This window comes from Pseudomonas turukhanskensis (genome assembly GCF_027922365.1).
GTDB lineage: Bacteria > Pseudomonadota > Gammaproteobacteria > Pseudomonadales > Pseudomonadaceae > Aquipseudomonas > Aquipseudomonas turukhanskensis.
The window spans coordinates 293,477-304,704 of sequence record NZ_BSFN01000006.1 but is presented as its reverse complement, the minus strand read 5'-3'; the positions used below and the strand labels follow the sequence as shown (position 1 = coordinate 304,704).

The following is an 11,228-nucleotide window of genomic DNA, read 5'->3' as shown; positions in this document are numbered from 1 at the left end:
CATCGCGTACACGGCCCGTGCTTACCGTAAGGCTTGAAGTGTTGAGGGTGGTAACGCCGTTCAAGGTCAGGCCATTGGGGTTAGCAAAGAGCAGATCAGCCTTGGTGCCAAACACCTCCAGGGTGCCGGAAATGGAGCTGGGCTTGTTGCCCGTGACCTCGGTAAGAATCGCCCGGGCCGCGCGTGAAAGATTGGGGTTGCGCAACATGGCGCCGCCCAACTCGCTTACGCCATTTACCAGGCTGTTGTTGTAAATGATGCCGGGCTGGCGGACGTCGAATTCGGTAAAGCGGTTGTGGGAAAGGCCCTTGCCATTGGGGTTGGCAATTTCGATGACCGGCACGCCGTTGGCGGCGCTGATCACGTTGGTACCGGCGCGCTGAGTCGGGTCCAGCACAATCTCGGCTAGCGCAAACGTCGGCAGGCCGGCCAGCAATAGAGAAAGTAGAACAGGCTTGGCTGGAGTTGACGTTTGCTGCTGCCCAGCCTTGCGCTTGGCGCGGGCAATTTCAGCGACGGGAATCAGGAAACCCAAAGACTTGCTAAATATCAGACGAAAACAGCGCGCATTCATATCAACCACCACCCTACTTATAACAGCACCAATGTATGCCCAAGTAAAAAATTACAACTTCATTACTTCATCGAATCCATATACATTCCGGAAAGCTTCTCATCGTTCAGCGGTCATCTCTCGGAACTCCACGCGAACTCTCCGAAGAGTGCTCATCGGTCGACGTAGTACCTTTCTCACTGGCTTTTCCACTTGAGTACTTCAATATTTTTTGCCGATTTTCTAACAATTCACGCGCGATCTTTTCCTGCAGGCGCAACTTGCTTTGTAGATCCTGTTCTTTATCGAGAGGAGTTACGGCGGCGGGAGGCTTTGCAGCGGCCGGATCGGCTACAAGGGGCGGCGCAAGCAGCGCCACTGCACACAGTAACGCCAGGCTGGCCGCAAGCGTAATGAACCGCTCGCTAAGTATGCGCTTCAACAGGTGAGCAGCGTTTCTATCAATATTCATGGAACACTTCTGATATCGGACTAGGTACTTTCAACCTACGCCAATAAAATAAAGTCTCGTACAGGTCCAAGCTGTTATTACCGCAGGAGAAGTCTTACAAAGTGCGGATTTTTTCTCAGCAGGATAAAAATTTCCCATCATAAAAAATATTCAGACAACGCAGAAGTTGTTGGCCACCCCTCAAATAACGGCGTATTAAACGGACCAAAAAAAAGGCCCGCAAATGCGGGCCTTTTTAATAACGATGAGGTTATTCGGCGTCGGCCGCCATGGAGTTGCGCATGGCCAAGGCGTCCTTGGGCAGATGACGGGCCGCCTGAATCAGTGCCAGCAGCGTCAACAGCATGGCGATGGGAATCAGGTACATGGCGTCGTGCAGGCCCACGGCTTTGAAGGCTTCGTTCATTTGCGCCGCACCGGCTGCATACATGGCCGAGTGGGCGAAATGGTCCGACAGCCAACCCACCACTACCGGGCCGAGGCCGCCGCCGAGCAGGTACAGGCCGGCGAAGAACAGGGCCATCGCGGTGGCGCGCAGACGCGGTTCGATCACGTCCTGGATGGAGGTGTAGACGCAGGTGTAGAAGTTGTAGGAGAACAGCCAGCCAACGCTGAAGATCGCCACGAACAGCGCAATGCTGTCAGCGCCGAGGCTCAAGGCCCAGGCGGTGGCCACGGTGGAAATTACCAGCGATGCAGCGGCCATCCACAAGCGACCACGCTCGGAACGCTGGTGCGCCTTGTCGGCAAACCAGCCACCGATGGTCAAGCCAAACAACCCGGTCACGCCGACGATCACGCCGGTGGCCACGGCCGCCTGCCCGAGCGGCAGCAGGAAGTAGCGTTGCAGCATCGGCACCATAAACGAGTTGCAGGCATAGGTTGCGAAGTTGAAGCACAGGCCAGCGACGATCAACCACCAGAAGGTGCGAATGCTCAGCACCTTGCGCACCGGGCGATCGACTTTTACCGCCGCCACCTGCACCACTTCGGCAGCGCCGCGCTGCGGTTCGCGAATAAAGAACATAAAGATCGCCAGGATCATGCCCGGCACCGCGGCGATAAAGAACGGCGCACGCCAACTGCCGAAGGCTTCCACCATCGCACCGATGGTAAAGAAGGCCAGCAACAGGCCCAACGGCAGGCCAAGCATAAAGATGCCCATGGCGCGGGCGCGCTTATTGGCAGGGAACAGATCGCCGATCAACGAGTTGGCCGCCGGCGCGTAACTGGCTTCGCCAATACCGACGCCCATGCGCACCAGCAGAAAACTCCAGAAGCCGGTAACAAAACCGTTGATGGCTGTAAGACCGCTCCAGGCCATCAGGCCCCAGCCCATGATCTTGCGGCGCGAGCCGGTGTCGGCCATGCGCCCCAGCGGCACACCGGCGATGGCGTAGACGATGGTGAAAGCTGTACCGACCAGACCGAGCTGCAGGTCGCTCAGGCTCCATTCGTGGCGCAGGGGTTCGATGATGATCGCCGGGATGCTGCGATCAAAGAAATTGAACAGGTTGGCGAGGAACAGCAAGAACAAGACACGCCAGGCGTTATTCGCCTGAGTAGCACTGGACATAACGGAGTTCTCTTTTGTTGTTCTTATAAAACCGGCCGGGCCTCTACGCAAATGCTGTAGGACAAAGCACCAGGGTGCAATCTAGAGCCTCTGCTTACGTCTGTCTGTGAACATTCGTAAACGTTATGTAACTCGATATGGCCTATGGCAACGGCTTCCGGGGCGTCGGCCACGCTGGGTTGAAACCACTCCTGCACTGCTCACTTACTTAAGTACGCTTTGCTGCTCGGAGAGGTTTCGCCTTGCCTGGCTCTAGCCCTGAAACCTGGAACGTGGATAGCCAACGTGCGATGTTGAGACCGTTTGTCATTTGGGCTTGCACATGACATAAGATATATCTTACGTTATATCTTAGACAACCCAAGACGAGAGGCAACTGATGCGAGACCACCATCACCAACACCACCATCATCCCTTTATGCGCGAGACCGATGAGTTCGAGCGCCGCCCCGGTGGGCGCGGCGGCCGAGGGCCACGGGTGTTTGCGCCGGGCGACTTGAAATTGCTGTTGCTGGCGCTGATCGCCGAGCAGCCCAGCCACGGCTATGACCTGATTCGCCGAATCGAAGACATGTTCGAAGGCGCCTACGCGCCCAGCCCTGGGGTGATTTATCCGACCCTGACCTTTCTCGAAGAAAGCGACCTGATTGCCGGCGACGCGCAGAACGGTAAAAAACTCTACAGCGCGACGAGCACCGGCCAGGCCTCCCTGGCCGACCAGCAAGTGGCGCTCGATGGCCTGAAGGTGCGCCTGGAAGTGAGCAAGCGTTCCATGCGCGGCCATGATCGCCCGGCCCAGATTCACGAGGCGGTGCATAACCTGCGCCACGCCTTGCAGTTGCACCACGGCCAATGGAGCGAGGCGGAAATTATCCGCGTTCGCGACCTGTTGAATGCCGCCGCCACGGCCATCGCGGCCGGCCCTGCCCCCCTTCAGAACACTGCGGAGATCGCGCAATGACGACAGCAAACCCGATGGGCATTCACCGTGTGATGCATGAGATCAAACGCCGCCGCCTGGACGTGCTGCGCGTGACCAACATTACCCCGCAAATGCGCCGCATTACGGTCGGCGGGCCGGAGCTGGCGGGGTTTGTCAGCCTGGGCAGCGATGACCATATCAAGCTGTTTTTCGCCGAAACGCCGGAGCAGCAAGCGGTACTGGAAAACATGAAGTTCGGCGGCGACAACGAAGGTCCGAAACCCGCCATGCGCGACTACACGCCGCGCCGCTATGACGCTGAACGGGGGGAGCTGGATATTGATTTTGTGCTGCACGGCGATGGCCCGGCTTCCACCTGGGCCGAGCAGGCCGCGCCCGGCCAGCACCTTTATATAGGCGGGCCGCGCGGCTCGATGATCGTGCCGGACATGTTCGACAGCTACCTGCTGATTGGCGATGAAACCGCCCTGCCCGCCATTGCCCGGCGCCTGGAAGAGCTGCCGGCCAACCGCCAGGTGCTGGCATTGATCGAGGTGCCTAATGCGGCCGAGCAACAGCAGTTGAAAAGCGCGGCGAACGTCGAGGTGCAGTGGCTGCATCGCGAGGCCGGGCAAGACCTGCTGAGCGCGGTGAAAACCATCACGCTGCCCGCCGGCTCGCTCTACACCTGGATCGCCACCGAATCGCAGACCTCACGGCGCGTACGCCGGGTACTGCTGGACGACTTCGGCGTGAATGAAGACTTCCTCAAAGCGGCGGGTTATTGGAAAGCCGACCCCACTACTGAGGACTGACCCACCCACGCTCGCGCCACTCGGCCAGCCAACCCAAAGACGCCTGGGTACTGGCCGAAGGGCGATACTCAGCTGCCAACCACCCGCTATACCCCGCCCTCTCCAACGCCTGCACAGCGCCGGCAAAATCGACCGAACCGCTGCCAGGCTCATTACGCCCGGGGCAGTCGGCAAACTGCACATGCCCGATCTTGCCCGCCAATGAGGCGATGGCCGTCGGCAGATCCAACCCCTGACGCGCCATATGGTAAAGATCCAGCTGCGCGGCAAAATTCGGGTGAGCCACCGCCTCGATCAGCGCCAGCAAATGCGCTGGCGTGTTGATCAGAAAACCCGGCATATCCAGCGGGTTGATCGCCTCGCTCAACACCTTGATGCCCAACCGAGAAAACGCCTCGGCCGCCCGGCGTACATTCGCCGCCAAGGTTGCCAAGGCGTCTTCGCGGCTAACTCCCTCGGCTAAACGGCCCGGCAGCACGTTCACGAATTGCGGCCGCACCATCGCGGCGTAGGTCAGCGATTCCTGCAAGGCGTGCTCGAATTCAACCTGACGCGCGGGCACGGCGGCCAAACCCGGTCCACCGCTAGCGAGATCCGGCGCCGCGATATTCAGCAGCACCAACGGCAAACCCGCCGCCGCCAACGCCTCCTTGAATTGTATGGCCGGTACCTCGTAGGGGTATTGCACCTCCACGGCCGAAAACCCAGCCGCAGCCGCCGCCACGATGCGTTGCACCAGCGGCAGTTCGGTAAACAGCAGGGAGATATTGGCGACCACCTTCATCAGTGCTTCTCCCGATACAGCTCGATCAAGGTGGCGGGGTCGCGTTCCAGGTTGCCGGCGCTGCTGCCGTGCAGGCGCATCAACTGCGCGGCCAGGGCGCTGACGGGGGTACTGGAATCATGTTCGCGGGCCAGTTTTACTGCTGTGTCCAAGTCTTTAAGCAACGTACGAACATGCCACTTGATCGGCTCGAAATGGCTCTCGGCCATTTGCGGCCCAAGGATTTGCAACGGCTTGGAGTCGGCAAAACCGCCGGCCAGGGCTGGCGCCAGCAGGCTGGCGTCGACGCCGGACTTTTCCGCCAGCGCCACCACTTCGGCGATCACCAATGCATTGCAGGCGACGATCATCTGGTTACAGACCTTGGTCACCTGCCCGGCACCCACGGCGCCCATACGCGTCAGACGTTGGCCCAGGTGCATAAGGATGGGGCGCACTTGTTCGATATCGTGTTCCCGCCCGCCGGCCATGATTGCCAGGGTGCCGTTCTGAGCCCCGGCCACACCGCCGGAGACCGGCGTATCCAGCCAATGCATGCCGCTGCGGCTTTCCAGTTCGGCCGCCATTTCGCGCGTAGCAGCCGGTTCCAGGCTGGAAAAATCCACCAGCAATTGGCCGGCTTTAGCCCCTTCTGCCACGCCGTTCTCGCCGAATACCACCTTGCGCACAACGCGGGTGTCGGCCAGGCACAGCATCACCACATCGGCATGGGCGCACAGCTCGGCAGGGGTGGCGACCTGGCGGGCACCGGCGGCCACCAAGGGTGCGCATTTGTCCGGGGAGCGGTTCCATACGGTGAGGGAATAGCCGGCGGCCAGCAGGCGCTGACACATGGGCAGGCCCATCAGGCCAATGCCGGCGAATGCAATAGAAGGAAGGGCGGCGTTCATCGAGGGCTCCACTGTCAGCAGAAAGCGGGCATGTTAACCCCGTCGTAGGGCGAATATCGCCACCGGCGATATCCGCCGATTCGCCAAGATCGAACGGCGGATATCCGCAGAGCGGATATTCGCCCTACGCAGCGCGTTCCTGAATCAGCACCCATGGCGCCACCACCACGGCCCACAACTGCGGGTCGCGGGCCAGCAGGTCTTCGGCCAGGCTTGCTTCCACTTTGCTGATGGCCGCGTTTTGTAGCCAGTGGGCAACCTGGCTACCGTTGTCTTCGGCCACAGCCGTTGCCACTTCGATCAGGTCCATGCCCGGTGTTACCCACAACAGGGCACCGCGAGCGAAGAACGGTTGCAGTTCCTGCCAGGTAATGGCGGCGGTCTCGCCTAACAACTTGGCGTACAGGGGATTGATCGCGTCGGTCATCGAGGGCTCTTTATTCGACAAAATGTAAAAGGTGGTCCACCGTTCGGGGCGGCCATGATAGCGGCGCACCACAATGAAACAAGCGCCGCCTGACGTTCAAAACCACAAAGGCAGCACGCCGTTTTTCTATACATTTGTTGCGATTTAGCGACATTGCTTACAGACGGCATCAGTCGCCGCTTTTCAAGGGATAAATGGGCACTCTAAACTCCGCCGTTAAAGTTGCCAGGGATCGTGGCCGGGGTGTTATTCCGGCTTTGCAGCTTAAATGACCAACAAGGCGTGACCCCTCTGCTTCTTGCGCAGGCGGGCTTATAAAAAACGAAAAAACATAAGAGTGGAGCACTATGAACAAGGCTACTAAGCAACTGTTTGCTGCCATGGCTATGGCCGGCGTCGCCAGCTATTCACTAGCAGCTGACACCATCAAGATCGGCCTGGCCGGCCCGGTTACCGGCGCTGTCGCTCAATACGGCGAGATGCAATTCATCGGCGCCAAAATGGCCATCGAGCAAATCAACAAGGCTGGCGGTGTAAACGGTCAGCAGCTCGAAGGCGTGGTGTACGACGACGCTTGCGACCCGAAACAAGCCGTGGCCGTGGCCAACAAAATCGTCAACGACGAAGTGAAATTCGTGGTTGGCCACCTGTGCTCCAGCTCCACTCAGCCGGCTTCTGACATCTACGAAGATGAAGGCATCCTGATGATCACTGCGGCTTCCACCAGCCCGGAAATCACCGCTCGTGGCTACCAACTGGTATTCCGCACCATCGGTCTGGACAGCCTGCAAGGCCCAACCGCCGGCAACTTCATTGCTGACCACATCAAGCCAAAAACCGTGGCTGTCATCCACGACAAGCAGCAGTACGGCGAAGGCATCGCGACTGCAGTCAAGCAGACCCTGGAAGCCAAAGGCGTGAAAGTCGCCCTGTTCGAAGGCATCAACGCCGGCGACAAAGACTTCTCGGCCATGATCGCCAAACTGAAACAAGCCAACGTCGACTTCGTTTACTACGGCGGCTACCACCCGGAACTCGGTCTGCTGCTGCGTCAGTCGGCTGAAAAAGGCCTGAAAGTGAAGTTCATGGGCCCAGAAGGCGTGGGTAACAAAGAACTGTCGGCTATCGCTGGCCCGGCCTCCGAAGGCCTGCTGGTTACCCTGCCGAAGTCGTTCGACCAGGACCCGAAAAATCAGGCGCTGGTTGAAGCCTTCAAAGCCAAGAAAGAAGACCCGAGCGGTCCTTTCGTGTTCCCGGCTTACGCCGCGGTACAAGTGATTGCCGAAGGCATCAAGAAAGCCGGTGACACCGACACTGCCAAGGTAGCGGCCGCCCTGCGCGCCAACACCTTCAACACCCCGACCGGCGACCTGAGCTTCGACGCCAAAGGCGACCTGAAAGACTTCAGCTTTGTGGTCTACGACTGGCACGCTGACGGCACCAAAACCGAAGCCAAGTAAGTTTCGAGCCGCAACCCGAAGCCCACTGCATTTGCAGTGGGCTTTGTTTTAAGAGGTAAACGGGTCCACGCTCAGCCATAAGCCAAGGGCGGCACCCACGCGAAAGCTTTCAAAACCCCATTCCCAAGCTAAATAGCAAGGCAGCTCTGCCCAGCAGAACTGAACGGCGCGAGCCGGCCCCGCGAGGGGCGAAGCACAAGGCGTGCTTCGTGATGGAAGCGATTGACCACCCCTGCCCTGCTGCAAACCGCAGCGCGCAGTCCCCGCCCCGGCGGGATGCAGCCCCTACAGGCCCTGCATGGCGCAATCGTCGACCTGACGCAGCTATCAAGCCCTGCAACCGGTTTTGCAAGTTTTCAGGAGAGTTTCGATGCCTGACATCTACCATTTCTTACAGCAGCTGGTTAATGGCTTGACCATTGGCAGCACCTACGCCCTGATCGCCATCGGCTACACGATGGTGTACGGCATTATCGGCATGATCAACTTCGCCCATGGCGAGGTGTACATGATCGGCTCCTACGTCGCGTTTATCGTGATTGCCGGGCTGACCATGCTGGGCCTGGACAGCCTGCCGATCGTTCTGATTGCGGCCTTTGCGGCCTCCATCATCGTCGCCAGTGCTTACGGCTACAGCATCGAACGGGTCGCCTACCGACCGCTGCGTGGCAGCAACCGTTTGATCCCGCTGATTTCGGCTATCGGTATGTCGATCTTTCTGCAGAACGAGGTGCTCCTCGCGCAGAACTCGAAAGACAAAGCGATTCCAAACCTGATCCCCGGCAACTTCGTATTTGGCGAGAGCACCATGAACGGTGTGGTGATCTCCTATATGCAAGTGCTGATCTTCGTCGTCACCTTCCTGGTGATGGCCGGCCTCACGCTGTTCATCTCCCGTTCCCGCCTGGGCCGCGCCTGCCGCGCCTGCGCCGAGGACATCAAGATGGCCAACCTGTTGGGTATCAACACCAACAACATCATTGCCCTGACCTTCGTTATTGGCGCCACCCTGGCGGCGGTGGCGGCGGTATTGCTGGGCATGCAGTACGGTGTCATCAACCCCAACCTGGGCTTCCTCGCCGGCATCAAGGCGTTTACCGCCGCGGTACTGGGCGGTATCGGCAGCATTCCGGGCGCCATGCTCGGCGGTCTGGTATTGGGCGTGGCCGAAGCCTTCGGCGCCGACATTTTCGGTGACCAGTACAAAGACGTGGTGGCGTTCAGCCTGTTGGTATTGGTGCTGTTGTTCCGCCCGACCGGCATTCTCGGTCGCCCGGAGGTTGAAAAAGTATGAGCACCTCAATTACCGCCAAACAGTTCAAGACGGCGTTTTTCAGCGCCCTGCTGGTATTGGCCGTGGCCTACCCGATTCTTGGCCTGAAGCTGAATATCGTCGGCATCAAGCTGGAAGTGCACGGCGCCAGCGACCCCATTCTGTGGACCATCTTCGCCTGCGCCATCGGCATGTTCTTCTGGCAGCTGTTCCGTAGCCAGCTGGGCGATGCCTGGAACGCAGTACCGAAAGTACCGGGCGTACCGAGCTCGGCCAGCAACTTCCTGACCCTGCCCTCGACCCAGCGCTGGTTTGTGCTGGCGCTGGTGGTGGTGGCGCTGGTATGGCCGTTCTTCGGTTCGCGCGGCGCGGTAGATATCGCCACGCTGATTCTGATCTACGTGATGCTGGGCCTGGGCCTGAACATCGTGGTCGGCCTGGCAGGCCTGCTGGATTTGGGATACGTCGGTTTCTACGCCGTCGGTGCCTATAGCTATGCCCTGCTCTCGCACTACTACGGCTTCGGTTTCTGGCTATGCCTGCCGATTGCCGGCCTGATGGCGGCGCTGTTCGGCTTCCTGCTGGGCTTCCCGGTACTGCGCCTGCGCGGCGACTACCTGGCCATCGTCACCCTGGGTTTCGGCGAGATCATCCGCATTCTGCTGCGTAACCTCACCGGCCTCACCGGCGGCCCGAACGGCATCAGCAATATTGAAAAACCGACCCTGTTCGGCCTGAGCTTCGAGCGCAAGGCAGCGGAAGGCCTGCAAACCTTCCACGAGTATTTCGGCATTGCCTACAACTCCATCTACAAGGTGATATTCCTCTACCTGGTAGCCCTGCTGCTGGTGTTGCTCGCCCTGTTCGTGATCAACCGCTTGCTGCGCATGCCGATTGGCCGTGCGTGGGAAGCGCTGCGTGAGGACGAAATCGCCTGCCGCGCGCTGGGCATGAACCCCACCGTAATCAAGCTTTCGGCGTTCACGCTGGGTGCCTGCTTCGCCGGTTTTGCCGGTAGCTTCTTTGCCGCTCGCCAAGGGCTGATCACGCCGGAGTCGTTCACCTTCCTGGAGTCGGCGACCATTCTGGCAATCGTCGTGCTCGGCGGCCTGGGCTCGCAGCTGGGGGTCATTCTGGCCGCCATCGTGATGATTCTGCTGCCCGAGCTGATGCGTAACTTCAGCGAGTACCGCATGTTGCTGTTCGGTGCCCTGATGGTGTTCATGATGATCTGGCGCCCACAAGGCTTCTTGCCGATGCAGCGCCCTCACCTGGAGTTGAAGCAATGAGCCGCCCGATTCTTGAAGTAAGCGGCCTGTGCATGCGCTTCGGCGGTCTGCTGGCCGTTAACGGTGTGGGCCTGACCGTGCAGGAAAAACAGGTGGTGTCCATGATCGGCCCGAACGGCGCCGGCAAGACCACCGTGTTCAATTGCCTGACCGGTTTCTACAAACCCACTTCCGGCACCGTGCTGCTGGACGGCGAAGCCATCCAGGGCCTGGCCGGGCACGAAATCGCCCGCAAGGGCGTAGTGCGTACGTTCCAGAACGTGCGCCTGTTCAAGGACATGACCGCCATCGAAAACCTGTTGATTGCCCAACACCGGCATATCAACACCAACTTCCTGGCGGGCCTGTTCAAGACCCCGGCGTTCCGCAAAAGCGAGCGCGAGGCCATGGAGTTCGCCGCGCACTGGCTGGAAAAGGTCAACCTCACCAACGTGGCCAACCGCCCGGCCGGCACCCTGGCTTATGGTCAGCAGCGCCGTCTGGAAATCGCCCGCTGCATGATGACCCGCCCTCGCCTGCTGATGCTCGACGAGCCGGCGGCCGGGTTGAACCCGAACGAAACCGAAGAGCTGAAAAAGCTTATCGGTGTGCTGCGCGATGAATACAACGTCACCGTGTTGCTGATCGAACACGACATGAAGCTGGTGATGAGCATTTCCGACCACATCGTGGTGATCAACCAGGGTACTCCCCTGGCCGACGGCACACCGGAGCAGATTCGCGACAATCCGGATGTGATCAAAGCCTATCTGGGGGAGGCGTAACTC

General features: G+C 59.6%; 12 protein-coding genes. 6 read left to right on the top strand and 6 right to left on the bottom strand.

Annotated elements, in window-relative coordinates:
• The 3 genes from PKE98_RS13425 to PKE98_RS13415 all read right to left on the bottom strand — a co-directional run.
• Positions 1 to 574: two-partner secretion domain-containing protein (locus PKE98_RS13425; protein WP_271195797.1), on the bottom strand; the 574-nt coding region annotated here is incomplete at its 3' end.
• Between the two features lie 106 nt (positions 575 to 680).
• The gene (locus tag PKE98_RS13420) at positions 681 to 1,025 is read right to left on the bottom strand and encodes a hypothetical protein (RefSeq protein WP_271195796.1); all 345 of its coding nucleotides are present in this window, start codon (positions 1,023 to 1,025) and stop codon (positions 681 to 683) included.
• 250 nt (positions 1,026 to 1,275) lie between these two features.
• Positions 1,276 to 2,601: a spinster family MFS transporter gene (locus tag PKE98_RS13415; RefSeq protein ID WP_271195795.1), complete on the bottom strand. Its 1,326-nt coding sequence runs from the start codon at positions 2,599 to 2,601 to the stop codon at positions 1,276 to 1,278.
• Positions 2,602 to 2,980: 379 nt separating this feature from the next.
• On the opposite strand from PKE98_RS13415, the gene PKE98_RS13410 reads away from it, so the two are divergent.
• Together PKE98_RS13410 and PKE98_RS13405 are read left to right on the top strand one after the other, a co-directional pair.
• Complete coding sequence (locus PKE98_RS13410; RefSeq protein ID WP_271195794.1) at positions 2,981 to 3,562, top strand: PadR family transcriptional regulator; 582 nt, start codon at positions 2,981 to 2,983, stop codon at positions 3,560 to 3,562.
• Positions 3,559 to 4,338 (top strand): siderophore-interacting protein, encoded by a 780-nt coding sequence (locus PKE98_RS13405; RefSeq protein ID WP_271195793.1) that lies wholly within the window; start codon positions 3,559 to 3,561, stop codon positions 4,336 to 4,338. The genes PKE98_RS13410 and PKE98_RS13405 overlap by 4 nt, the downstream gene beginning before the upstream one ends.
• Here the strand turns inward: PKE98_RS13405 and PKE98_RS13400 are convergent.
• The 3 genes from PKE98_RS13400 to PKE98_RS13390 form a co-directional block, all read right to left on the bottom strand.
• Positions 4,325 to 5,122, bottom strand: coding sequence for a hydroxypyruvate isomerase family protein (locus tag PKE98_RS13400; RefSeq protein ID WP_271195792.1), 798 nt, complete (start codon positions 5,120 to 5,122; stop codon positions 4,325 to 4,327). The two genes, PKE98_RS13405 and PKE98_RS13400, sit on opposite strands and share 14 nt — an antisense overlap.
• Positions 5,122 to 6,012, bottom strand: a complete 891-nt coding sequence (locus tag PKE98_RS13395) for an NAD(P)-dependent oxidoreductase (protein ID WP_271195791.1) — start codon at positions 6,010 to 6,012, stop codon at positions 5,122 to 5,124. Before PKE98_RS13395 ends, PKE98_RS13400 begins: the two co-directional genes overlap by 1 nt.
• 124 nt (positions 6,013 to 6,136) lie before the next feature.
• Positions 6,137 to 6,439, bottom strand: coding sequence for a DUF2288 domain-containing protein (locus PKE98_RS13390; RefSeq protein ID WP_271195790.1), 303 nt, complete (start codon positions 6,437 to 6,439; stop codon positions 6,137 to 6,139).
• 347 nt (positions 6,440 to 6,786) lie between these two features.
• Here PKE98_RS13390 and PKE98_RS13385 point away from each other — a divergent pair, with 347 nt between their 5' ends.
• The 4 genes from PKE98_RS13385 (at position 6,787) to livG (ending at position 11,225) form a co-directional block, all read left to right on the top strand.
• Positions 6,787 to 7,899, top strand: coding sequence for a branched-chain amino acid ABC transporter substrate-binding protein (locus tag PKE98_RS13385; RefSeq protein WP_271195789.1), 1,113 nt, complete (start codon positions 6,787 to 6,789; stop codon positions 7,897 to 7,899).
• Between the two features lie 370 nt (positions 7,900 to 8,269).
• A complete protein-coding gene (livH, locus tag PKE98_RS13380) occupies positions 8,270 to 9,193 on the top strand; it encodes a high-affinity branched-chain amino acid ABC transporter permease LivH (RefSeq protein ID WP_271195788.1) in 924 nt (307 codons plus the stop codon).
• A complete protein-coding gene (locus PKE98_RS13375; RefSeq protein ID WP_271195787.1) occupies positions 9,190 to 10,461 on the top strand; it encodes a high-affinity branched-chain amino acid ABC transporter permease LivM in 1,272 nt (423 codons plus the stop codon). The genes livH and PKE98_RS13375 overlap by 4 nt, the downstream gene beginning before the upstream one ends.
• Positions 10,458 to 11,225, top strand: coding sequence for a high-affinity branched-chain amino acid ABC transporter ATP-binding protein LivG (gene livG, locus PKE98_RS13370; RefSeq protein WP_271195786.1), 768 nt, complete (start codon positions 10,458 to 10,460; stop codon positions 11,223 to 11,225). The genes PKE98_RS13375 and livG overlap by 4 nt, the downstream gene beginning before the upstream one ends.
• Positions 11,226 to 11,228: the final 3 nt, after the last annotated feature.